Genomic DNA, 23,969 nt, shown 5'->3' with positions numbered 1-23,969 from the left:
GCCGCCGCACTTATGCCTTTTTGTAGACTTCTGCGCCCAGCTTTTTAAACTCTTCGGCTTTTTCTTCCATGCCACTTTGCATCGCGACATCGATCGTTTCCATGCCTTTAGACGCCGCGTAATCGCGCACATCCTGAGTGATTTTCATCGAACAGAAATGCGGTCCGCACATCGAACAGAAGTGCGCGACTTTGTGCGCATCTTTCGGCATCGTTTCGTCGTGGTATTCGCGGGCCGTATCCGGGTCCAGCGACAGGTTGAATTGATCTTCCCAGCGGAATTCAAAACGTGCTTTCGACAAGGCATTGTCGCGAACCTGCGCACCCGGATGGCCCTTGGCCAAATCCGCCGCGTGCGCGGCAATCTTATAGGCGATAACACCTTCTTTGACGTCCTCGCGATTCGGCAAGCCCAAATGCTCTTTTGGCGTCACGTAGCAGAGCATCGCGGTGCCGAACCAGCCGATCATCGCGGCGCCGATGGCCGACGTCAGGTGGTCGTAGCCCGGCGCGATATCGGTGGTCAGTGGTCCCAGTGTATAGAACGGTGCTTCGTCGCACTCTTTCAACTGCTTGTCCATGTTTTCCTTGATCAAGTGCATCGGCACATGGCCTGGGCCTTCGATCATCGTTTGCACGTCGTGCTTCCAGGCGATTTTGGTCAGCTCACCAAGCGTTTCCAGTTCGCCGAATTGCGCTTCGTCGTTAGCATCGTAAATCGAGCCCGGGCGCAGACCATCACCGAGCGAGAAGCTGACGTCATAGGCCTTCATGATTTCGCAGATTTCCTCGAAATGGGTGTAGAGGAAATTTTCTTTGTGATGCGCCAAACACCACTTGGCCATGATCGATCCACCGCGCGAAACAATGCCGGTCATTCGTTTTGCTGTCAGCGGCACATAGCGCAGCAACACGCCGGCGTGAATCGTGAAGTAATCAACGCCCTGCTCGGCCTGCTCGATCAACGTGTCCTTGAAGATTTCCCAGGTCAGGTCTTCGGCCTTGCCGCCGACTTTTTCCAGCGCCTGATAAATCGGCACGGTGCCGACTGGCACCGGCGAATTGCGGATAATCCATTCGCGGGTTTCATGAATGTTTTTGCCGGTCGACAAATCCATCATCGTGTCGGCGCCCCAGCGGATCCCCCAGACCAGTTTTTCCACTTCTTCTTCAATCGAGGAGCTGACCGCACTGTTGCCGATATTGCCGTTTATTTTCACCAGGAAATTGCGTCCGATGATCATCGGTTCGAGTTCCGGGTGATTGATATTGGCCGGAATGATGGCGCGACCACGAGCTACTTCTGAACGAACAAACTCCGGCGTGATGACGGCCGGAATGGCGGCGCCATAAGACTGACCCGGATGCTGCCGTAGCAGGCCGGATTCGCGCATCATTTCCAGTCGATTGTTCTCGCGAATGGCGATGTATTCCATTTCCGGGGTGATGATGCCGCGCTTGGCGTAATGCATCTGGCTGACATTGGCGCCGGCCTTGGCTTTGCGCGGCGTGTGCAGGTATTCAAAGCGCAGGTGGGCCAGATCAGGGTTGCCGTTGCGCTCGCGGCCGTAGTTCGAAGAAAAATCGTTGAGCAGTTCGGTGTCGCCACGCTCGTTGATCCACCCTTCGCGCAAGCGCGGCAAGCCGCGACGGATATCGATTTGCGCCTGTGGGTCGGTATACGGACCGGAACTGTCATAGACGGTAATTGAGGCATTTTTCTCCGGGCCTTTTTCGGTCGGCGTATCGGTGACCGAAATTTCCCGCATTGGTACGTTCAGGTCTGGGCGTGAGCCTTGCACGTAGATTTTCTGGGAACGGGGGAACGGGCGGGTGCATTCCTCGGAAACGGTCGCTTTGGCCGCAAGGAAATGTTCCGGCATGGCATTCATGAATAACCCTCAGACTGGAAACAGCGAAAATGGCGCGAAAATCGCGGAAAATTGATCCGGCACTATACCGTTTAGCGGTCAAAGCCGGCAAACCGTGGGGCTTTTTCACCCCAGCCGGATTTGCGCCGGCGCAAGCTGCAAAGGCCACAATCTGTTACACTTGCGGGCTTGTTTGTGTGCCCTACGCCCTCCTACTCTGGCCGCCCATCGCCGCGGCTGCCAGCAACGGACGGCAACCGTCTTGGACCGATAAATCGCTATGTCGTCACTGAATACCGAAAAAGCCCGTTTCAACATGGTCGAGCAACAGGTACGTACCTGGGATGTGCTCGACAGCCGTGTGCTTGACCTGATGGCCAGCCTGCCGCGCGAACAATTCGTGCCGGCCCGTTATACCAACCTGGCTTTTGCCGATGTCCGCATTCCGCTGGGCCACGGTCAGGAAATGATGCCGCCGCGCGAAGAAGGCCGCTTGGTCCAGGCGTTGGACATCCAGCCTGGCGACAGCATTCTCGAAGTCGGCACCGGCAGCGGTTATGTCACTGCCTTGCTGGCGAGCCTTGGCCGCCATGTCTACAGCGTCGACATCATCCCGGAATTCGTCACTGGCGCCCAAAGTCGGCTCGATAACCTGAACCTTGGCAGCAAGGTGACGCTGGAAGTCGGCGACGCTTCGGCCGGTTGGGATCATTACGGTCCTTATGACGTGATCGCCATTACCGGTTCGCTGATCGAGCTGCCGGAAAGCTTCAAGCGCAGCCTGAAAGTCGGCGGCCGGCTGTTCGCCATCGAAGGTGAAGGCCCCACCAGCACCGCCAAGCTGATCACCCGCACCGGTGAAGAAAGCTGGACCACCGAGAATTTGTTTGAGACGCAGGCGGTGCTGCTGATCAACGCGCCAACCAAGCCGCAGTTTCAATTTTAAGATTTTGAAACATGTTGGTGGTGGCGGTGTAACAACTGTTTGAGTCAAATACGCGTCTCACTGACGCGTATTTTGTTTGGAAGTCATCGTAAAAGGCATTCGACTCACCGAGGCTTGGCCCCAGAGCCGAAGAATTTTCCGCAAACTTCCAAGGAGTGCTGACGGTGTCTTTGTGGACCCGTGGTTGATTTCAGCGAGTGATTGGTCGCTTGAGGTCGACGTTTGGTGCTTGCCCTTTTTCGAATCAATGACAACATGGAGCCACCATGCCTAAATCTGTCCTGACGCCGATTGCTGCCGCCCTGACGCTGTTTATCGGTACTGCTCACGCCGAAAACCTCGCCGAGGTATTCAATGCTGCGGTCAAGAATGACCCGCAATTCCTGGCTGCCCAGTCTCGCCGCGATGCTGCCCAGGAAAACATTACCCAAGCCCGTGCCACGTTGTTGCCGCAAATTACCGGTACCGTCAGCGCTTCGCGCACGGAAAACACCTCAAGCGGTACCCAAATTCTCGGTGGCGTACCATTCCCTTCAGCGGAAAACACTACAACTACTGATGCCGAATCGCTGAGCCTGTCGCTGAATCAGCAGATTTATCACCACGATACCTGGATCAATTTGTCGCAAACGGAAAAGCGTGTAGAGCAAGCCGAGCTGAGCCTGAAAGGTGAAGCACAGAACCTGGTCACCCGTGTCGCGCAAGCCTACTTTGATGTACTGGCAGCGCAGGACGGCGTCGAGTTTTCGAGCGCCGAACTGGAAGCGGTCGGCAAACAATTGGAACAGACCAATCAGCGTTTCCAGGTCGGCCTGATCGCGATTACCGATGTTCATGAAGCCCAGGCCCGATACGATCAAACCCAGGCCAACCTGATTGCCGCCCAGAACACGCTCGACAATGCTTGGGAAGCGCTGCGCCAGATTACCGGTCAGTATTATCAGGACATTTCTTCTCTGAACCCGAAATTCCCGATGAGCAAACCAGACCCGGCCAGCGCCGATGACTGGATTCGTGTCGCTGGTGAAAACAACCTGACACTGCAAAGCCAACGTCTGGCGGTCGACATCGCGCGCCAGGAAATCAAGCGCAACTTTGCCGGTCATTTACCTACACTGGATTTGAGTGCCTCGTACACTGACTCCAGTTCTGATGGTGACAACGAAACAGCCACTGGCACCTCACAGTTCGACAACCAGGGTGAAAACTATCGTGTTGGCGTGACGCTGACTATTCCGATTTTCTCCGGCCTACGCACCAGCTCTCAAACCACTCAGGCTGAGCACAATTTTGAAGTAAGCACGCAAGATTTGGAACGCACTCACCGCCAGGTCATACGCGACTCGAAAAGCGCTTACCTTGGTTTGAATGCATCGGTATCGTCCGTGCGGGCACTGGAGCAGGCCGAAGTATCGGCGCAGAGTGCGCTGGAAGCAACGCAGGCAGGTTTCGATGTCGGTACCCGTACCATCGTTGACGTATTGCAAGCGACCTCGAACCTTTTCCAGGCCAAACGCAATCTGCAACGTGCCCGTTACGATTACGTGCTGAATACACTGCGACTGAAAGCGGCTGCCGGCACCATCACCGAACAGGACATCATGACCGTCAATAGCTGGTTGCAACCATAATTGGCGAAGAATAAAAAAGGCGTGCTCAGCACGCCTTTTTTATTGCGCGAGATTAAATTTACTCGCCGACAATAACGCCTTGTTCGAACTTTCCGGCGCCCCGTTCCGATAAGCGCCGCCACATCGCCGGCATCACCTCAGCCAATTGTTGATCAAGCTGGTAAGGCGGATTGACGATGATCATACCACTGCCATTCAAACCAACGTTGGCAACATCTTCAAACGTGGTCAACTCAGCGTAAGCAATTCGGCGAATGCCGCTGTCTTTCAATAGTCGATGAAAGCGACGCGCTTCGCTTTGCGCCTTGACCGGATACCAAATGGTGTAAACGCCGGTGGCGAATCGACGATGCGCTTCCTGCAAGGATTTGACCAACGCACTCCAACTGTCTTTCTCGGTTTCAAAGGGTGGGTCGATCAACACCAGTGCGCGCTTTTCCACTGGTGGCAGCAAAGCTTTCAGCGCTTGATAACCATCACGCTGCTCGACTTCTGCACGAATAAATGGCGCCAAATACTGCTGCAGGGTTTTGTATTCGGTCTGTTGCAGCTCGCAGAACACCGCTCGATCTTGCTCACGCAAATGCTGCATCGCTAACCATGGCGACCCAGGATAGTACCGAAGCGCAGTTTGACCGCGATGACGATTCAATTGCCGGATGTCGTCCAGCAAGGTTTGCACGATTGCCGGCGCATCGGGCCAGTCCTGCAAGCGGGCAATACCATCGCGCCATTCGCCGGTTGCTTCGCCTTCGCTGGCGAGCAAATCGTACTGACCGCGCCCGGCGTGAGTGTCCAGATACAGAAACGGTTTGTCTTTTTTCTGCATCGCTTCCAGCAATAGCAACAACATCGTGTGTTTGAACACATCGGCGACATTGCCGGCATGGAATCCGTGGCGATAATTCAGTTGCATCAGTTACTCAGCTTTCTTGCGTGGTGATAAATACATGGTGACAACCGCCGTCATGACCAGCTTGCCGGCATCATCGACGACATCGCATTGCACCGGCACATCAACGGCTTCGTTGCCTTCCGGAATCGTGAAACGGCCTTGCACCCGTACTCCGCCGGTGGATTTTGCCAGATAGCTGACCGTCATGCCTTTCGGAATCCAGCGCATGTGTTTGGGCATATTTGCTTCCATGCCAACTCCAGCCACCAGTTCGCAAGCATTGCACATGGCAATTGCGTGCACGGTGTTGATATGATTGGTCACGCGTCGGCGTTTTTTTACATAAACCGTTGCCGAGTTGTGATCGAGCACCTCGAAACGCGGCGAAATGCTGGCGAAGTATGGCGCGCGCATACAAACGATTTTCGTGAACAACCAGCGGCCCAATGCACTGCCATGCATCTGCTGCCATTTCGACATAACAAAATTAGTCATTATTATTTTCCTGAAACAATGAGAAATTAAAAGCGAAACACCACTTGCAGATTGGCGTCAGTCTGCCGCCACAAGCCGGCATCAACGGTCAGCACACAGCGGCCACCGGCACAACGCAACTCCGTCTCGGAATCAACATAGGTACCTATCCAGCGCAGTTCGGCGCGTATCGCGGCAGCCGATGCGATATCCCAATTCAAACCGGCAAACAGCGAAAGTGAAGCACGGGTCATCGTGTCGTCGGCCAGCGACAGTTGCGTCACTCCACCGGTAGCACCGAGGTAGGGACGAAAATCACCGGACTCGAGCCAACGCACACCACCAATTTGCGCCACGCGGATATCCAAGGCATCGCGCGCCGCGTTGTCGACGTCGGTTTCCGTCTGGCTGAGATAAAGTTGCCAATCGGCAACGGCCGAATACGGCCATTCAAATGCCGCCGCCAAACTCTGGTCTTCACGAATGCCGGTATCCACCTGATCGACGGTGACATCCTGGGTCCAACGATAACCGCTACCAAACACCAGCCGTTGCTCAGCCACCGAGGTCAGCGAAGCCGCCAACAAACTACCCGCCATAATCCATCTGTGCATAATGGTCCGTCCTGTTCGGAATGGTGCAGGCATTATGCCAGCCCCTATGGCTCACTGCATTGTAGATAACCGTACGCATCGCTAATATGCGCAGCGACAGGCGGGTGTAGTTCAATGGCAGAACTTCGGCTTCCCAAGCCGATAGCGTGGGTTCGATTCCCATCACCCGCTCCATTCCTTCTTCATTATTCATCGTGACTTTCGGCACTTGGCGATGCGCTAAGCATGCCTTACATTGCCAGTGAAGGTTTGTCTGGCGGAGCACACGATGTTCAAATTCCAGTGGAAACGCACCGATCATCTGGTGTTTGTCGGTATCGGCACTTGGCTGCTGATTGCCTATTTATCGGTGTTTGTCGATCGACGTGCCGTCATCGATATGCCGTGGCCACAAGCGCTGGGCTACAGTCTGGGTCTTTTGGGTTTTATCACCGGTTTTCTGCGCTACACGCAACCGTTTACGTTCAACGAGGGGCAGCTTGAACGTTTTGCCCTGGCGTTGCAGTGGGTCTCGATCTTACTGATGCAATTGATTGAAGTGCGCAGTCTGCATCTGATTTATGTGATTATCTGGGCCAGCCAGTTGCCGCATGTCACATCGATGGTGCGTTCACTGCTGGCGACGGCACTGACGTTGGTGCTATTGATTGGCATCGATCAATGGCAGCATTCTGATCAAAGCTGGATCTGGGAGTTGGCGATGTATTTCCTGTTTTCCAGCTTCGGAATTCTACTGTCGGTGCATGCACTGGAGGCGGAAAAAGCCCGCGACAAGTTGGCCGAGAAAAATGCTGAGTTGCAGGCAACGCAACAATTACTGGCCGCCAATGCCAAGGAACATGAGCGGCTGCGTATTGCCCGTGACTTGCATGACAGCATGGGTCATCACCTGACCAGTCTGGCGCTGCAATTGGAGCTCGCCAGTCATCAACAAGGCGAGGCCTTGCAAAACACCATTCAGAAATCCCGGCACCTGACCAAATTGTTGCTGGCCGATGTGCGTGCCACGGTCAGCGATATGCGTGCGCTCCCAAGCGTCAATATCCGCGAGTTGCTGCAACCGATTGTTGCTGTTGTGCCACGCCTGAAACTGAAGCTGGACGTCGAGCGCGAGTTACTTTGCCATGATGCGAAAACCGCTGAGACGATTCTGCGCGCCACGCAGGAAATCATCACCAATTGTTTAAAGCATTCCGATGCCAGCGAGCTGACGATCAATATCCGTCAGGAACAGGAAAATCTGATCATCGATGCCATCGATAACGGCCAAGTCCAACATCCGATTGCCGAAGGATACGGCTTGAAAGGGCTGCGTGAGCGAGTCGAAGCGCTGTCTGGCACGCTACGTTACGGCAGCGCCGAAAATCAGGGCTTTTTCGTACACTTGAGCTTGCCTGCGTCATGATTAAGGTAGCGATAGTCGACGACCAGACGCTGGTGCGTCAAGGTATTGTCTCGCTGCTGTCGCTGAGCAAGGACTTAACCGTCGTCGCCGAATTCAATCATGGCGATGAGTTGTTACCCTGGCTCGCCGATCACAAGCCCGATGTCATCCTGCTCGATTTGCGCATGCCGGTTTGTAACGGCGTCGAAACCTTAAAAAAAATGCGCGCAGCGAAAATCACTATTCCGGTGATTATCCTGACCACCTTCGATGACGACGAAGGCGTAATCGCCAGCATCGAAGCCGGTGCCCGTGGTTATTTGCTGAAAGACGTGGCGCTCGATGAGTTGCTCGATGCCGTCAAAGCCGTGCACCAGGGCAAGAGCATCATCAAGCCGGTGGCGATACCAGACAAGCCAATCAAAACGGATGTCGATCCGCTGTTGTCAGTGGAACCTTTATCGGCACGTGAACAGGAAGTGCTACAACTGATGTCGGCAGGATTCAGCAACAAGGAAATCGCCCGCGCATTGGAACTGGCCGAAGGCACGGTGAAAAATTATATTTCAGAGATTTTGGCGAAGCTGGGGGTGCGAGACAGGACGCGAGCGGTATTGAAAGCGATGGAGCATGGACTGCTTTAAACCTTAGCCAGTGTGCGAATGAATTCGCACCTACCAATCGCAACAGTAGATCGAAATGCCTTGGTGAGAGCGGATCAATTCTGCCCACGAACCATCAAATAATCCGCCAACAATTCATCAGCCCGGAAACTGGCGCCAACGGTTGGTGAAAACAGCGCATAACGCTCGCCTTTCGGGTTCAGCAGAAACACGCGGACGCTGTGATCGACCAAGTAGCTACCGCCTTCCTGCGGTACTTTGACCGCCGCGACGCCGAGCTGACGCGCGAATGCAGTAGTGCCATCAAGCTCGCCGGTGACGCCGATGATGTCAGCATTGAAGAACGGCAGGTACTGCGCCAGTTGTTCAACGGTGTCGCGCTCCGGGTCGACTGAAATAAAAACAAAACGGGTATCGTTTTTCAGTGCATCCGGCAGCATGCTTTGCAGACGAGCCATTTCCGATAGTGTCATCGGACAAATATCCGGGCAGGTGGTGTAGCCGAAGAAAACGAAACTCCATTTGCCTTGCAACTGCTCCAGCGTAAATGGCTGGCCGTGTTGGTCAACGAGTTTGAAACCCGCCAGACTTTTCGGCTCCGGATAACGCTGGCCAGTTTTCAATTCGACAATCGTTTCCGGCTGGCTGGCGGATTGCAGAAACCAGGCACCGGCGATGGCGGCGACGACAACGACGGCGACGATGATCCAGCTTTGGCGGCGAAACATGGACATGGTTTGCTACTCCCCCTTGAGAATGGCAGATCCAAATAGGCAGAAGTCCAGAAGTCGATTGGCTCTGGATTCCCGCCTACGCGGGAATGACGCTACTCTTCAGTCATTAAATCGTGACGTAATGGTCAACCAACAGCACGACAAACAGCGCCATCAGATACAGAATCGAAAATCGGAACGTCGCCATCGCGCGCGTACCATCGTCACGGTATTTCAACATAAACGCGTGCCACAGGAACCAGAAACCGAGAATCAGCGAGCCGATTAAATAAATCAGGCCGCTCATTTTGGTCAGGTAAGGTAGCAGCGTGGTCAGCACCAGCAATACCGTGTAACCCAGCACGCTGGTTTTGGTGAATTCGACACCAAACACCACAGGTAGCATCGGGATATCGGCTTTCGCGTAATCGTCTTTGCGATGAATCGCCAGCGCCCAGAAATGCGGTGGCGTCCAGACGAAAATGATTAGCACCAATAACAACGCGTGCGGGTGAATATCGCCACTGACAGAAGCCCAGCCCAGCAGCGGTGGCGCCGCACCGGATAAACCACCGATCACGATGTTCTGCGTCGTAGCCCGTTTCAAGTAACCGGTGTAGATAAACGCGTAACCGACCAGGCTCAAAAAGGTCAACACCGCCGTGGTTGGGTTAACCAAAAACCACAGCATGACCATCGACAGTACCGCCAGCAGCGCAGCAAACAACGCCGCCGGTAAGGTCGTCATTTTGCCTTTTGGCAACGGCCGGTTGCTGGTGCGCGCCATGATGGCATCGATGCGCTGATCGAGTACGTGATTGACGGCGGCAGCGGAACCGGAGGCAAGGCCAATACCGAGCGTACCAAACACTAGTGCCTGCCACGGCGGCAACAATGACACCGCCGGATCTTGCGCCAGGAACATGCCGACCACGGCTGTCAGCAGCAGCAGAGCCACGACACGCGGCTTGGTCAGTTCAAAATAGTCGCGCCAGCCGAGACTGACGTTGCTTGCTTCGTTCATGTCTGCGCTCGCTGTCGGCCGCGAATCAAGACGACGTTTAGAATCGCAATAGTCAGCAGCAACAACGCGCCAACGGCGTTGTGCGCGACCGCGACATTGAGCGGCAAATGCATAACGACGTTCGCGACACCCAATGACATTTGCACGATCAGCACAACGGCCAGCACTGGCGCAAATAATTTCGCGAACGCCGCTTTTTCGCGCCAAAGCCAGAAAACCAACAGCGCCATGACGGCAAACGTCGTGTAAGCACCGATACGATGTGTGGCGTGCACGGCGACTCGCGCTTCCGGGCTCAGCAAACCAAACTCGTAGTTTTTCTCACCGGGATAATGCGGCTCAAAACCTTTGGCGAAGTCGGCGTGTTCGGTCCAGCCGACATGACAAATCGGAAACTCAGTACAAGCCAGCGCCGCGTAATTGGCACTGACCCAACCACCGAGCATGATTTGCACAAACACCACGGCGGCAGCAATTTTCGCCAGCAAGCGTGTGCGATTTTTCACCTCGACATGCATTTCCGGGAAGGAAATATTCAGATGCAGAATGGCCAGCGCCACCAGCGTGATGAAGCCGCCCAGCAAATGCGCCATGACGACGATGGGCCATAACTTCAAAGTCACGGTCCACATGCCAAGTGCAGCCTGCCAGGTCACCCAGATCGCCAAGAACGTGGGCAGTATCACCGGATGTCCTTGCTTGCGCTGACGCCAGCTGAAAAACGCAATCGCGTAAATCAACAAGCCGAGCGTGCCGGCGAAATAGCGGTGAATCATTTCCGGCCAGGCCTTATGTGCCTCAACCGTGTGTTCCGGAAACAACGCTGCGGCGCGCTCAAGCTGATGATCTTTTTCCGGCACGACCAAATGACCGTAACAACCGGGCCAATCCGGACAGCCGAGACCGGCATCCGACAAACGCGTCCATGCGCCGAGCATGATGACTACCATGGCCAGCACAATGGAGAAACCGACCAAACGACGAGTCAGGGTAAAACGGCGTGTCATATCAACCTATCCGCGAATAACGAAGCAATTTGGAAAAATCGGTACGCATATCCTTGGCGCGATCGATGGCGTCCTGCTCGCTCTGTGGCAATTGGTAACGCAACATGATGTTGCCGAGCGGATCGACGATGTAAAACGCCGGTGGCAGCGCATCGCTACCCTTGGCGCGCAGCACCCGGGTTTGCTCCAGCGGCTGATTACCCGGCTCGCCACCGACGACAGCGGTATGCACCCGCTCCTGATGTTTGCCAAGACCAATCCAGGTCTGACGCAGTGTGATCAATTGCCGTTCGCACGAGGCATCACAAGTACCCGGAGTCTGCACCAACAGCAGCCACCAATGTTGACCGGTTTCGAACGCTGAGGCGTCGACGGCATCGACCAGTTCAAACTGGCTTAAGGTCAGCGTCGGATTCAGCAATTCGCCTTTGTTGACCGTGTGGCGGTCTTGAAACCAGCCGCCGAAAAAGCCCATGTAGGCAATCAATACCGGCAGCGCAAAGACGGCCATGATGGCCAGCAGTTTGATGCGGTTACGGATGATCTCCGCCCGCGACAAGCGTGTGGGTTGTTCAGTCTCGTTCATGAACTTCGGATTTCCGCCAGGACCATTTGAGGAATAACAACAGGATCGCCAGGCTCAGACCGAACCAGGTGACCGCATAACCATAGTGACGCACCGGCATCACCGGATGTTGGTGGCCGACCGGTGCCAGCGCCGCTTCGCTGTCACCGTGCAACCGCAACAGATAACTGAGCGATGTTTTACCCGCGGGGGCCAACTCGGCCAGCGCCGGCATATCGAGCACCGGTGTTCTAATGACGCCGCCCTGCCCGCTCAATACCGGTCGCCGCCAGGGCGATTCCGGTTGCAATAACTGACCCGACACACTCGCCTCGCCGCTCGCCGGCGCCACCATTACGGCGCTCCAGCCGCGATCGATCAGCAAAAGCCCGGCATCGGTTTCCAGCCATTGCAGAAACTGCATGCCCTGGCGCTCATCAAGCCGCCGGTTCTCCCAGACCACCAACGGTTCCGGCAACCAGCGACCTTGCACTTGCGCCTTAATTGGCTTGCCGCTGCCTAGTTGGGCAGCCGCCTCGCCGATGCTCAGCGCCGGACCTTGCATCGCCTGCCGCCAGCCATCGAGCAACGCCTGCTTTTCCGCCGCCCGACGCAACTGCCAAAAGCCCAGATTGACCGTCAGCACCAGCGCTGCGAGCACAGTCAGGGTTGGCCAGAGGCCGGGGCGGAAACGGGTCAGCACGGAGCAAGCCGGATGGTGGTCAAAAAACGGGCGCGATCCTAGCACAGCGGGCCATCGCGGTGCTGAGAATCGATATCTCCTACCCCCTGCATTAGCACGGGCTGCCGCAACCGGCAGGACAAATCCGTTTTTGCCCACTACATTTACTGCTGTCCTGAGTCGATTGTTGCCCGAGAACCGTAAGGGAAGCCGTTAATTGTCCCGTATCAAAGAATTACGAAAGCGCAAACTGCCCAGTTCGCAATTGCTGTTGGGCATGTATGTTTGCGAAGTCGACAAGCCCTGGGAGGAAACTACATTCCTGTTTCAGGGGTTTCCTCTGTTGAGCCACGCCGATATCGATGCCGTGCAGCAGCAGTGCGAGTACGTTTACGTTGATGACACCCGCTTTGTCGCGGTCACCGAATCGCAGCAGCGCCACGTTATTGCCGAGTCGCAAGACGATGAGGAAAAAAACCGGCGAGAGCTGAGAACCGGCAAAAAACCGTTAAGTCAAACCATCGAGCATGCCCGTGCGGTGCATCAACGCGGCTCGGATTTAATCAAAAGCGCCCTGCACGATATTCAGCTCGGTCGCGGCCTCGACGTCAAAGCCTGCAAATCCTATGTTTCCGAAACCGTTGAGCAGATGCTCAGCAACGAAAGCGCCATGCTTTGGTTCATGCGCTTGAAATCGCAGGACGAGTACACCTCGCAACACTGTTTATCGGTGTCATTGCTGTGCATTGGTTTCGCGCGTTTTCTTGGCTACGACAAACCGGAGCTGAAAGTAATTGGCTTGGCTGGCCTGCTGCACGATGTCGGCAAAATGAAAGTCGACATGAGCATCCTGAACAAGCCTGGAAAACTGAGCGTAGAAGAATTCGAGCACATGAAATCGCACGCTCAGCGTGGCTACGAATTGCTGCTTGGCCACAAGGATTTACCGACTTCGGTAGTCGATGTCACCCACGCTCATCATGAACGGCTGGATGGTACCGGTTACCCGCGCGGCCTGACCAAAGAACAAATTCCACATCGTGCGTTTATTGTCAGTATCTGCGACGTCTACGATGCCATCACCAGTCACCGGGTTTATGACACGGCGCGACCACCGATGGAAGCGCTGAAAGTGTTGATGAAAGGTCGCGGCAGTCAGTTCGACGACAAGCTGGTCGTGCAATTCATCGAGTGGCTTGGTGTTTTTCCGGTCGGCACGCTGGTGCGTTTGCATACCGATGAATGCGGCATTGTATTGGAGTCCAACGCGACGTATCGCTTACGCCCTGTGGTCGTCGTGCTGCGCGATGCCAACGGCAAACCGTGCCCACCGCGACGGTTGAATCTGGCGCAGGTGTGTGTCGCACCCGATGGCAATCCGTACAAGATCAGCGAGAGTATTGCCGATGGCAGTTACGGACTGCATGCCAACAGTGATGAAGTGAAAGCGCTGCTGCAGCAGGATGTGCTGGAGAAACTGGCGGCAAGCTGAGCCGTCTGCGCAATCGTTTCATGATGTCGAGGTCGGGGCATCTTGCTGCCATCGCTGGAAACGTTCCCGCAAGCGCGAATAATGACTGCCGGGCCAATAGATTTTCCGGCATTGCTGACAGCGCACAAACGACGATTGATCGCGCCGCACTCGCTCCGGCAACAGTTCAGCAACTTCCTGTTTGGCGACCGGCTTCAGCTCACCATTGCAGCGCAGGCAACGGCTGAACGGTTGCATACGTTGATACAAATCGAGGCGCGACAAAATTTCCTGACATTGCACTTCCGGTTCGGTTTGGTGAACAAACAAGCCATGGCTGACTTCATTGCGTTTCAGGATGCCGGTATCGCGGGTCAGCAGGATTCTATGTTCGGTGTTGCTGATGTCGATCAATTGCTGATCGCTAAAATCGTTTTGATACCGACAATCAAAACCGGCCAGGCGCAACCAGCGCACCAGCTTGCCTAGATGCACATCGAGTACAAATTTTGTCTCACGCAGCGGCGCAAAACGCAAGCGCTGCAAACCGCCAATTTCCAGTGATTCAAATACTGGATACACCGCGACTCGCTCGCCCCCTTGCAAGCGATAAGAAAAATTCACCGACTGGCCATCGACCAGGATCAAATCGACCTCGGTTTTCGGTACCCCCAGCGCCTGAATTGCGTCCTTGACCGAAGGCGTACCGTTGAACGCGTAACGAAGCGTTTTTTTGCGCCACTCCGGCGGTAAAAACGCATTCAACTCCTCATAGAAGCGAAATTCGCAGACGCGCTCTCCACGCCCGGTTTTCGGGAGGAGTCGTGCTGAGGGAGAGTTGGAGTCGTTTGTCATTGCTAAACCAACCTGCGGGAAGGATAAGTTTTGACAACGTCACTGAAGAAGGAGTTTTGTGCCTTTTTATTTTTGAGCACTCACTCTGCCAACCGCGATCAGCAGAGTGAGCAGGCAAGGACTTAACCCGGCAGCTTGCCGGTTTTCAGGTACTGCTGCAGGCTCAGGCGCGTGTCAGCGGCAATATTGCCTTTGGCCAATGCCGCTTCGGCTTTGGCTTTGGCTTGCTCAGGTGCAATGCGCGCCAAACCGGCCAATGCGGCACGAGCGACCGCTGGCGCGTTGCTGTGCAATAGCGACGCCAGCAGCTCGATATCATCGGCATTGCCGCGCTCTTTGATCAAACGGGCACTGACCAGCGCCAAGGCCGGCTTGCGCGAAGCGAGATCGTAAGTGACACCCAGTTCGGTCAGCTGCTGACGAGCGGTCGGCAACAGCCAGGCACTATCATCAACCGGCAGACTGGCCGCAACCCGCATCAACAGTTCTTTGTGGTGCTCACTGGTTTTTGGGTTAGCCACAATCGCGGCCAGGCGCTTGCTGTGCTCCGGTGTCAGTGCTGCCTGCAATTGTTCATCGAGGAACAGTTCCAGCGCCCCGAAATACTGATTGGCTGTGTCGTTTGATTGCGCCAGATCCAAGGCAGCATCCACCCGCTTTTCCGGGCCGACAGCTTTGTTCGGGCCACTCAGCAGCAATTTCAAGCTGTCGGAAACCGGGAACCAGGCAGCCGGCACCTCCGGAAAATCGACAATCGTTGGTCCCTTTTCGCGCTCAACCCAGACATCGCGCAACATCGGATCTTTCTGGAAACGGCTGAACACGACAATGGCTTGTTGGCCCTTCACCAGCTCTGGCTTGGCGGCCGGGTCGAAATGCAGCGTGATGGTGTTGAACGCATCACCCATCAATGATTGTTGCTGTTCGACGGTGACCGCTTGTTTGGCGACCGACTGCACGGTAACCACGGCAATTTGGTTGCGCTCATGACGCAGTTGCTCGCTCGGTGGCTTGACCGGTTTGGCGGCAAGACTCAGACCACTGACGGCCAACAGGCTGAAAGCGAGGGCGAAGGATTTGGCATCCATATGGTTCGTGCTCCCTGTAGGTGAATAAGCCGGTTATCGCCAGTCGATCACCAGCTCGATATTACGACCCCGCGCGAATCCCGATTGTTCATCGGCATTCAGGCGGTATAGCTCGTCATTGAGGTTACGTGAAACCAGCGACAGGCGCCAATGGTCTCCGATAAAACAACTGGCACTGATATCGGCATAGGAACTGGAGTCCAGCAGTAACTCATCCCCTCCGACATCGTCTTTTTCCAGGCGATGCGTCAAGCGCAGCTCCGCCTGACAGCGGTCGGCGCGCACACCTACCGAGGCCTGCGCTCTTGAGGCGGGAATTTCCGACAACGGCTCGCCTTCGCCGCTTTCGCCGTGAACATAGTGTCCGGACAGTTCGCTGTACCATTGCTCGTTCCAGTTCCAGCGATAACTGAGTTCGGCTCCGTAAATTTCACCTTCGGCCAGGTTCACGTAAGTGCGGGTTCGATTCGGCAGGTTGATGCGCTCGATATAGTCCTCGAACTCCTGATGATAGAGCTGCGTGCGCAGCACACCGGCACCGACGCGCGCGTGTAAACCGAGATCAATGCCCACAGCCTGTTCTGGCTCCAGATCGGCATTGCCAAGCAAATCACCACGCGCCGTCATACCGTTGTAGAAACGTTCGGTCAGCGCCGGGAAACGATAAGCCGAACCAATACCGATCGTCCACATCCAGGCATCGTTTTGCTGATAACGCCAGCCGGCGTGCATCGCCACGGCCTGATCAGAAATGGACGAGAATCCAGCGGCCGATTGCTCAATATCAGTCCAACGCAGACCAAACTGCAAGGTGCTGTCGCCAATCACCGTTTCGGTTTCGGCAAATAATCCCAGCTGCGCCTCTTCGCCGTCGGCAAGCGCTGCGCGCTCGGTGACGATCATCGTGTTCAAATCCGTCAGCGACTCATCGGCATTGACTGATCGGCGCGCCGCGTGTTCCACACCAATGCGGCTGTTCCATTGTTCACCCGGCAACAAACGATGGAGGTTAACGCCGTAATCGGTTGCGAGGTTTTCAACGGCATTGCTTTCGTTGCCGATTTCGGTGGTCACCGTCGTCATCTCGCTGTCGTGCAACCAGACGGCGGCTTGCCAAAAACGGTTGTCGGTGTAACTCAAACGTAGCGGCAGATGCTGTTCTTCTGGCGTTTCGGTTACGGTGCCATCGTAAAAGTCGGCATTGACGCGACCGACATCATCGAGTTTTGCCGGCATCGCCAACAATTCCAGTTTGCCGCCAAACGCTTGCCATTGTTGCCGATACAGCGTTGACCAGCGCTCACCATGATCATTAAGCAACAAACCATTGGCCGCTTCACTGTCGTCCTGTTTTTGATAGGCAACGCCCAAAGAATACGTTTCACCGCCAGTGCCGCCATACAGGGAATAACCATCGCCATTGCTGTCGTAACGCAGGCCAAATCGCGGTGCAGAAATGGTGGAGGCCTCCAACTGCACAACGCCGCCAATAGCGCCCACACCGTAGATGCTGGTGGCTGGCCCGGAAATCACGGTGGCACGCTCCAGCAAGGCGGGATCAATGAAATGCACCGAACTGCCGGCGCGACGCTCGGTGTAAATCGGAATACCGGAAAGAAACGTCACCACCCGATTGCGCGAAACGCCGCGCACAGAAAACACTTGAAACCAACCACCCTGGCCGCTGGTTTCGATGCCATCCAATTCCAGCAGCGCATCGGTCAGTGTTGTCGCCGGAAACGGATTATCGTCGAGCTCAACCGTCTGCACAGCGGCCGACACCATGTCGTAGCCAGAGGCGATAACGCGGGTACCGTGCACCGTAATCGTTTCTGCATTATGTTCTGCCGAGACGGCGTGATTGACGGAAAAAGCAAGAATAGCCACACAGAAAATGGTGCTTTTACAACGCATTGTTTTAACAGCCTTTTATTTCAATCCGTGAAGAAGCGATTTCAAACACTGCCTGGGTGAAGATGAGTGGTTCGTCGCGGAGTACAAAAAACCTACCAATAGCCCTTGATGCCCTTGGACTCCATGTTCGCACTACTCACTCCATGCACGTTGAAGTAGCTTCTCGTGACATGACTTACATGCTTATAAGGAAACATGTAAACAGCGAATGCCCGCCACAATAAAACAACACTTCAAATAAAAAAAGGGCAGATTGCTCTGCCCTTTTTCACTGCCGCTTTTAGCGTACGCGTTTGCGCAAACCCAGTGCAGCAAGGCCGAAGCCAAACAACAGCACGGTGAACGGTGCCGGTACTTGGGTAACTTCGGTGAAGAACATCTGATCGCCGATGTAGAACAGATTCAGGCCTTCATACGAAATGGCCGAAATCGAATTCCACACGTTCAGCGAGTTCAACGCGGCGAAAATGGCCAAGTCATCGGCATCGGAATCGATGACCGAATTATTTTCCAGCAGGCTGTACAGATACAAATAAGCCAACTCGGTGTCACCATCGAACAGCGTCATGTCGAATTGCAGTTCGTAATCAGCGTCGGCCGTACCGGCACCAATCATATCCCATAACCAGGCAGCAAAAATATCGACACTGCTATCACTGACTACCGAGTAGCTCAAGTCGATAAAGCCACTCGCTTCGCCGGACAGCAACGTAGGCAATGGGCCACCGAAACCAAGCGGAGCGAAATCATAGTCGAGCATGATCGCGCCGCCGAAATCGAATACCCGCACCCATACGTTATCGGTGTCGAGCGCATCGCCGTAGCCGAAATCGAAGTCGAGGTTGAAGTTGCCGAAGGTCAAACCGCCAGCGGACAGCGAACCACCATTGATCAATTCGGTCAGTGTGCAGTAATCACTGCTGGCGCAGCCACTGGTGGCCGCGATGCTTACCGGATCACCGCCGACATTGCCGGTGTTCAGCGACGGATGGTTGGTTTTCACCAAGGGGTCCGTCGGCAGAATCAGGTCGGCAAATGCCGAGTGGGAAACCATGCTGGCAATGGCCAGAACCGCGGCTCCAAACACTTTTTTCATCTTCATGAGAAGTACTCCATTTTTATCGGTGGCTGACGGTTGTCAGCCACCTGTTCCTGTATCGGGATTAATCGCAACGCGCGCCGCCCGGATTCGTGTACAGATCAGTCAGGGCACGACGGTCATTGTTATTGACCTTGCCGTCACCATTGATGTCGTACAGCGGATCGGTGCTGCGGTTGCGAATTGCCGCGAGCAACAACGACATATCATCGATATCCACGCAACGGTCGTCATTCAGGTCGCCAGGAATGGCGGCCAAGACCGGCACTACGCACCATTGGTTAACCGTTCCGGTGTCGCCACCAGCAAGGTCGGAAATGCGCAGTTCCCAATCACCGCTGAATTCCAAACCGTTGAATGCCGACAGCGGCTGGTTCGGTTGCAATACACCAGCCAAGGCAGGGCCAGAGCTGTTGCAAGTGGTTTCAACCGGCTGAGCCGAGGCATCGTCCAGCGTGGCATCAATGTTGTTGAACGAGCAGCCGAAGGTCGAGCCCGGTACACCGGGGCGATCGATCAGGTCGATTGTCGTATTGCTGGCAACATGACGCAGCGAGAATTTCAGATCACCAACCCAGGTATGCGAAGCGTTGATCGATACGTTCAGATCTTCGATCGCACCGACATCGGCCGCATTCAGGATGCTGATCACACCGGTAACGTTGTTGTCCGGAATCGGCAGATTTGGCGCCAAGCAGACCAACAGGCCAGTCGAGAACGTCGATACCGCCGACGCCGCGCTGGAACCGCAAACGTTGTTCGCGATTACACGCCAGTAGTAGTTGGTATCCGTGTTCAGGGCCGAAGCCGGCGTGAAGCTGGTGCCGTTAACGGTTTCATCGATTTCCGGCGAGCTGAAGTCGGCATCGTCGTCGATCTGGATGGTGTAGCTTTGCGCAATCGCGGAAGCATTCCAGGTAAACGTCGGTTGCGTATTGACGCCGGATGAACCATCCGCCGGATCGATTAGTGTCGGTGCCGATGGCGCCGAGGCGAACGCGCGGGCGCTAACGTTCAGGAAGCGCTCGGTTGAACCCGACATGCCTTTGATCCGGAAGTTATACAGACCAGAACTGACGGTCGAATCGGCAAACAACTGGGCAATGCTGGTGCCTGGTGGCACAACCGGGTTGTTGCTGAAGTTGCCACTGAAGCCGGTCGGCAGGTTGTCGTAGCTCAAGGTCACCGGATCGGTGAAGCCCTGGAAGCTGGCGACATCGAGATTGATCGGGGTCAGCGTTGCGCCATCAGCCGAGCAGAACTCTTGCGCCAGGTTGTCGCCGGCCAGACCGAAACTCGGTTCACCGCAACTCGGGAAACGGAAGCTGCAAACACGGGTATTCCAGTTGAACGAACCGGTAGTTTCCACGTATTCGTGGGTCATCCAGAACGTGCAATTGTCGACCGGGTCAACGCTGACTGAGGCATAGTCGGCCCAACGGTTGGTGCCAGTTTGACCGCCAGTTGAGTTATGACATACGGCTTCGGTTTGCATCGTACCGGCCGGATCACCTGCTTCACGTGCCGAGTAATAAGGCGAAGCGAAGTTCGCCGCATTACCGCGCGAATAGATGACGGCGATATTGCCGGAGGAATCCATCGCACCGGATGGCAACCAACGCCAGACGCCATCTGGTGCATCAATCGTGCCTTGGTCGTTAATCGACAAGCCCGCACCACTGATGCCCAAGTCGGCCCAGCGCACGCCACCACGGTTACCGCCGACATCAACGGTATGAGTGACAACACCTTTCAGGCCTTGACCCGGGAAGTAACGGGTGGCAAAGCGATACATGGTGAATTGCGCCAAGGTATCCAGGCTTTGACCGGTCGGTTGCGGTACGCAGTTACGGTTGAAGCCGCAGAGTTCGGCATCGAACGCGGCCACGGCCAAGCGCGGATTTTCGGTCAGGGTTGAGTTTCCGGGGGTGTCGAAATCGACACAGGCCTGCCAGCTGCGATAGCTGTCAAACGGTGAACCCCAAACTTCAGCGTCGGACACATGAATCAGCGTGTTACAGGTGCCGGCTGGCGGCAGATCCGGGCCTTCCAAATGGCTAGGTTGGGTGCTGAATGTATCGTTGGTGCCAAGGCTCCACTGAACGAACGAGGCCGGGTTGCCGGCCAGCATCGCGGTCCGGTCAAATACCGTGACGTTGACGCCAACGAAGCTGGCGGTGAATTCGTTTGTGGTCATGTAGTAGCCATCTGGCCATACGGTGATTTTTGGATAATCGTTGAACTGACCATTCGGGCTAACGACGAAGTCGTAGCGGTAATACTGGTCAGCAGCCGTTTCACCGGCATCCGGGAACGGTTTGTTGTCTTTGGAAATCGCTACGCACTGGTGGCCATCGACGGTTGAGGAAGTGAACTGGCTGAACAACCAGCGATCGGCAATGTGATCGTAGAGCACGATCGGGTCACCGGCGTTTTCGGCTTCGCACGCACCGCCAAAGCCTTGCCAGAATGAGTTGCCGGCAACCGGACCATAGGCCACGGAACCATCAGCTTTGTTCAATACAACCCAACCGAGGTTGACGTACTGGACATAGTATTCCGGGCTGACATCACCATTGGTATCCGGCGGGGCAATGCGCACACCGTTGACGGCCGCGTTGTCATCATTGCTGTAACCCGGCACCGACAGTTCAACGGCTGGCGAGTTTTTCACCGTTGGATCAAACAACGCAAAAATACCGGACTTGGCCTTGTCATTCTTGGCAGCCAGCACGTCGCGCTTGGTGTTGATCGGTTTGCGCAACAACAGCTCTTCCGGGAAGCGGTTGTTGACTTCAACCCCTTCGGTTTTCTTCTGAGACTTGATGCTGGCGTTGGCTTTAGCCGCCTTTAAAGCGGCTTCATCTTGGAGGCGCTCTGCAGCGCTGCGTTCTTTGCCGACTTTAAACGGAATCGTTTCGGCTTTTGATGCGGGGACGGACGAAGTAACGGGAGCTGCGTGCAGTGAAATGCTGACTGCCGCAGCCAACGTTGCCAGTCCGAGGATGGTTTTCTTCCTCATGCCGTGGCACTCCTTTGGCGTTATCGTTATCGGCGTTCACATACCTCTCCACTGTGAACACCGGTCCGAAAATGAAATCGGACACGAACGGCGAGTCTGCAAAACCCATTCCCACTGAACATAAAATCAACTGGCACTGGGACTTAGGCTTATAAGCACTGACTCAAACGCCGCAGCATTGGTAAAAATTCACGCTGCTTCGTAAAACTTTCCGACAATGCGAGTACTTACTTTCTCTTCAAGGCATAAAAACCTACATAAAGATACATAAACTCACCGAGAAACCTCAGATTGGCATAAGTTATTTCTTTTTGTTGTAAAGCAAGTTGACGCTTTACGTAAGTGGCGGCATCGTCAACTTCGGCAACGACAAAATTGTAGCCAGCTTGGTGCAGAGTGACTGGAAACAACAATCTTTCCGGCCAGTTTGCGACAGCCGGGTTGAGAAATTGGCACCAGCGAACTCGGAGCCCTTACAATGAGCAGAAACTTCCATACAGGTTTTCCCAATGCTCATTGCCAAAATCGTTTTAGTGCTATTGCTGATCGGCATGTTGATCGCGCTGTTCCGCGGTCTGTTTTTTCTGACCAAGGATCACGATAAGCCCGGCAGCAAACGCTTGGCCAACTCGCTGGCCTGGCGCGTTGGTATTGCAGCGTTGCTCATTCTGGTCATTGTTCTTTCTATTAGGCTTGGCATTCTGGTGCCGCATGGCGTCGGCGGCTAAATACCAATTAACCAGCGTATTACTGGCCTTAGACTAGCAACGCGAAAACAAGGTTAATGACCGACTTACGCCATCAGCGGAAAACGCGAAGACTGTACAAACCATAAACAGACTCATTCAGGAATTTTTACGCTGTCATCGCAGGCTGCGTCCATTTTTTTTACACACAATACCGCTTGTACATGTTGATACATGTTTTTTATAACCATTTCAGTTAGTTAGCAATCTGGCCTGTACATTGCTAAAACCTTGCCGGTGGAAAAATCCCCACGATAAAAACATCGCAAGGAGTAGTAGTAATGTTGAAAACCAAAATCGCCATGGCGGCGCTGTTCAGCCTGAGCGCGGTCGCTCAAGCTTCGATGATTGATGCCGATGTTGCTGAGCATCGCCCACTGGTGGTCGTTGGCGAACCGTCTTCAAGCGGTATTGCTGGAGCCATTCCTTACATCGACCTGGGCAACAACCTGTTCACTGGCACCGTTCAACTGCAATACAGCGGTAACCGTTTTTGCTCAGGCAGTCTGCTGCCATCCGGTCGTCACATCCTGACCGCCGCGCACTGCTTGACTGATGACGCTGGCAACGCATTCCCGAACTACAATGGTTTCTCCATTCAGTTCGATGGTCCGGAAGGTCATGAAGACATCAATTTCCGCAGCGTAGCCATTCACCCAGGCTGGACTTTCGACTACAGCGGCAACGGCGATGACATCGCTATCGTCGAGCTGAGCACTGCAGCTCCGCAATGGGCCGAGCGTTATCAGCTGTACACCGGCGATGCCGTTGGTCAGGAATACCTGCGCATTGGTTACGGCGGTTTTGGCTGGGGCGATGTTGGTGATGTTTACGGTGGTGTAGCGGCCGATGGTGAAAACCTGAATCGCGTATTCGGCACCAACTTCTTCGACGGCGGCAACGCTGAGCTGTGCTACATGGTTGGCTGGAACTGTGGCGGCGGTGCCGTACTGACCTCCGACTTTGACGGCCCGAACGACACCGATGGTGATGGTATTGGCGACAACGACCTGTGGGGTCAGTTGTTCAACCTGTTCGCCGGCACAGACTTTTATGTCCATGGCGCAACCGGAATGGAAGTGGGCTCTGCCGGTGGCGACTCAGGTGGCACGCTGCTGGTTAACGGCATGCTGGCTGCGGTCACCTCCTATGGCTTCAGCTTCGGCGAAACCTACTTCGATTACGGCGGTGGCTTGAACTCCTCTTGGGGTGAAGGCATGGCCGATACATCGGTGGCTTGGCACTATCAGTGGATCGTCGCCAACTCCGTTCCGGTTCCAGCTCCGCTGGCCCTGTTCGGTATCGGTCTGCTGGCAATGGGCCTGCGCCGTCGCGCTGCCTGATTG

22 protein-coding genes and 1 tRNA gene are annotated in these 23,969 nt (G+C 55.0%); 8 read left to right on the top strand and 15 right to left on the bottom strand.

What is annotated here, in order from left to right; translation table 11 throughout:
• Nucleotides 1–10: 10 nt before the first annotated feature.
• The gene (gene thiC, locus E2H98_RS14515; protein WP_232475504.1) at nucleotides 11–1,882 is read right to left on the bottom strand and encodes a phosphomethylpyrimidine synthase ThiC; all 1,872 of its coding nucleotides are present in this window, start codon (nucleotides 1,880–1,882) and stop codon (nucleotides 11–13) included.
• A 268-nt stretch (nucleotides 1,883–2,150) separates the two neighbouring features.
• Here thiC and E2H98_RS14510 point away from each other — a divergent pair, with 268 nt between their 5' ends.
• Together E2H98_RS14510 and E2H98_RS14505 are read left to right on the top strand one after the other, a co-directional pair.
• Nucleotides 2,151–2,816: a protein-L-isoaspartate O-methyltransferase family protein gene (locus tag E2H98_RS14510; protein ID WP_133590253.1), complete on the top strand. Its 666-nt coding sequence runs from the start codon at nucleotides 2,151–2,153 to the stop codon at nucleotides 2,814–2,816.
• 266 nt (nucleotides 2,817–3,082) lie between these two features.
• The gene (locus E2H98_RS14505) at nucleotides 3,083–4,447 is read left to right on the top strand and encodes a TolC family outer membrane protein (RefSeq protein WP_133590255.1); all 1,365 of its coding nucleotides are present in this window, start codon (nucleotides 3,083–3,085) and stop codon (nucleotides 4,445–4,447) included.
• A gap of 58 nt (nucleotides 4,448–4,505) precedes the next feature.
• On the opposite strand, the gene E2H98_RS14500 is transcribed toward E2H98_RS14505, so the two are convergent.
• Genes E2H98_RS14500 through E2H98_RS14490 form a run of 3 tightly spaced genes read right to left on the bottom strand, consistent with a single transcriptional unit; the run spans nucleotide 4,506 to nucleotide 6,430 of the window.
• Nucleotides 4,506–5,363 carry a 23S rRNA (adenine(2030)-N(6))-methyltransferase RlmJ gene (locus tag E2H98_RS14500; protein ID WP_133590257.1) on the bottom strand — a complete coding sequence of 286 codons (858 nt, stop codon included), beginning with the start codon at nucleotides 5,361–5,363 and terminating at the stop codon, nucleotides 4,506–4,508.
• Between the two features lie 3 nt (nucleotides 5,364–5,366).
• Entirely contained in the window at nucleotides 5,367–5,837 is a 471-nt protein-coding gene (locus E2H98_RS14495) for a hotdog fold domain-containing protein (RefSeq protein ID WP_133590259.1), read from the bottom strand.
• A gap of 26 nt (nucleotides 5,838–5,863) precedes the next feature.
• Nucleotides 5,864–6,430 carry a hypothetical protein gene (locus E2H98_RS14490; protein WP_133590261.1) on the bottom strand — a complete coding sequence of 189 codons (567 nt, stop codon included), beginning with the start codon at nucleotides 6,428–6,430 and terminating at the stop codon, nucleotides 5,864–5,866.
• Between the two features lie 100 nt (nucleotides 6,431–6,530).
• On the opposite strand from E2H98_RS14490, the gene E2H98_RS14485 reads away from it, so the two are divergent.
• From E2H98_RS14485 to E2H98_RS14475, 3 genes are all read left to right on the top strand, one after another.
• Nucleotides 6,531–6,604, top strand: a tRNA-Gly gene (locus tag E2H98_RS14485).
• Nucleotides 6,605–6,698: 94 nt separating this feature from the next.
• Nucleotides 6,699–7,835, top strand: coding sequence for a sensor histidine kinase (locus E2H98_RS14480; protein ID WP_133590263.1), 1,137 nt, complete (start codon nucleotides 6,699–6,701; stop codon nucleotides 7,833–7,835).
• Nucleotides 7,832–8,458 carry a response regulator gene (locus E2H98_RS14475; protein ID WP_133590266.1) on the top strand — a complete coding sequence of 209 codons (627 nt, stop codon included), beginning with the start codon at nucleotides 7,832–7,834 and terminating at the stop codon, nucleotides 8,456–8,458. The genes E2H98_RS14480 and E2H98_RS14475 overlap by 4 nt, the downstream gene beginning before the upstream one ends.
• Nucleotides 8,459–8,532: 74 nt before the next feature.
• Here the strand turns inward: E2H98_RS14475 and E2H98_RS14470 are convergent, their stop codons facing one another.
• The 5 genes from E2H98_RS14470 to E2H98_RS14450 all read right to left on the bottom strand — a co-directional run bounded on the left by E2H98_RS14470 (nucleotide 8,533) and on the right by E2H98_RS14450 (nucleotide 12,449).
• The gene (locus E2H98_RS14470; RefSeq protein ID WP_133590268.1) at nucleotides 8,533–9,171 is read right to left on the bottom strand and encodes an SCO family protein; all 639 of its coding nucleotides are present in this window, start codon (nucleotides 9,169–9,171) and stop codon (nucleotides 8,533–8,535) included.
• A 106-nt stretch (nucleotides 9,172–9,277) separates the two neighbouring features.
• Nucleotides 9,278–10,174: a heme o synthase gene (cyoE, locus tag E2H98_RS14465; RefSeq protein WP_133590270.1), complete on the bottom strand. Its 897-nt coding sequence runs from the start codon at nucleotides 10,172–10,174 to the stop codon at nucleotides 9,278–9,280.
• Nucleotides 10,171–11,181 carry a COX15/CtaA family protein gene (locus E2H98_RS14460; protein WP_133590272.1) on the bottom strand — a complete coding sequence of 337 codons (1,011 nt, stop codon included), beginning with the start codon at nucleotides 11,179–11,181 and terminating at the stop codon, nucleotides 10,171–10,173. Before E2H98_RS14460 ends, cyoE begins: the two co-directional genes overlap by 4 nt.
• Before the next feature lies 1 nt (nucleotide 11,182).
• The gene (locus E2H98_RS14455) at nucleotides 11,183–11,767 is read right to left on the bottom strand and encodes a hypothetical protein (protein ID WP_133590274.1); all 585 of its coding nucleotides are present in this window, start codon (nucleotides 11,765–11,767) and stop codon (nucleotides 11,183–11,185) included.
• Entirely contained in the window at nucleotides 11,754–12,449 is a 696-nt protein-coding gene (locus E2H98_RS14450) for an SURF1 family protein (protein WP_157591395.1), read from the bottom strand. The genes E2H98_RS14455 and E2H98_RS14450 overlap by 14 nt, the downstream gene beginning before the upstream one ends.
• A 196-nt stretch (nucleotides 12,450–12,645) precedes the next feature.
• On the opposite strand from E2H98_RS14450, the gene E2H98_RS14445 reads away from it, so the two are divergent.
• The gene (locus tag E2H98_RS14445; protein WP_232475422.1) at nucleotides 12,646–13,920 is read left to right on the top strand and encodes an HD-GYP domain-containing protein; all 1,275 of its coding nucleotides are present in this window, start codon (nucleotides 12,646–12,648) and stop codon (nucleotides 13,918–13,920) included.
• Nucleotides 13,921–13,938: 18 nt separating this feature from the next.
• Here E2H98_RS14445 and E2H98_RS14440 read toward each other — a convergent pair whose 3' ends face one another.
• From E2H98_RS14440 to E2H98_RS14415, 6 genes are all read right to left on the bottom strand, one after another.
• Complete coding sequence (locus E2H98_RS14440; RefSeq protein ID WP_133590278.1) at nucleotides 13,939–14,754, bottom strand: Mut7-C RNAse domain-containing protein; 816 nt, start codon at nucleotides 14,752–14,754, stop codon at nucleotides 13,939–13,941.
• Nucleotides 14,755–14,876: 122 nt separating this feature from the next.
• Complete coding sequence (locus E2H98_RS14435) at nucleotides 14,877–15,842, bottom strand: hypothetical protein (protein ID WP_133590280.1); 966 nt, start codon at nucleotides 15,840–15,842, stop codon at nucleotides 14,877–14,879.
• Between the two features lie 33 nt (nucleotides 15,843–15,875).
• Nucleotides 15,876–17,756 (bottom strand): TonB-dependent receptor plug domain-containing protein, encoded by a 1,881-nt coding sequence (locus tag E2H98_RS14430; RefSeq protein ID WP_133590282.1) that lies wholly within the window; start codon nucleotides 17,754–17,756, stop codon nucleotides 15,876–15,878.
• Nucleotides 17,757–18,036: 280 nt separating this feature from the next.
• The gene (locus E2H98_RS14425) at nucleotides 18,037–18,858 is read right to left on the bottom strand and encodes a PEP-CTERM sorting domain-containing protein (protein WP_133590284.1); all 822 of its coding nucleotides are present in this window, start codon (nucleotides 18,856–18,858) and stop codon (nucleotides 18,037–18,039) included.
• Nucleotides 18,859–18,919: 61 nt separating this feature from the next.
• Entirely contained in the window at nucleotides 18,920–21,877 is a 2,958-nt protein-coding gene (locus E2H98_RS14420; RefSeq protein ID WP_133590286.1) for a hypothetical protein, read from the bottom strand.
• A gap of 227 nt (nucleotides 21,878–22,104) precedes the next feature.
• Complete coding sequence (locus E2H98_RS14415) at nucleotides 22,105–22,287, bottom strand: hypothetical protein (protein ID WP_133590288.1); 183 nt, start codon at nucleotides 22,285–22,287, stop codon at nucleotides 22,105–22,107.
• Nucleotides 22,288–22,386: 99 nt separating this feature from the next.
• On the opposite strand from E2H98_RS14415, the gene E2H98_RS14410 reads away from it, so the two are divergent.
• Nucleotides 22,387–22,605 (top strand): DUF2909 domain-containing protein, encoded by a 219-nt coding sequence (locus E2H98_RS14410; protein ID WP_198325138.1) that lies wholly within the window; start codon nucleotides 22,387–22,389, stop codon nucleotides 22,603–22,605.
• A gap of 299 nt (nucleotides 22,606–22,904) precedes the next feature.
• Nucleotides 22,905–23,966: a trypsin-like serine protease gene (locus tag E2H98_RS14405; RefSeq protein ID WP_133590290.1), complete on the top strand. Its 1,062-nt coding sequence runs from the start codon at nucleotides 22,905–22,907 to the stop codon at nucleotides 23,964–23,966.
• The last annotated feature ends 3 nt before the right edge of the window (nucleotides 23,967–23,969 follow it).

It is taken from the genome of Permianibacter aggregans (assembly GCF_009756665.1).
In the GTDB taxonomy this organism is placed as follows: Bacteria; Pseudomonadota; Gammaproteobacteria; order Enterobacterales; family Permianibacteraceae; genus Permianibacter; species Permianibacter aggregans.
This window is presented reverse-complemented; position numbering and strand designations above follow the sequence as displayed.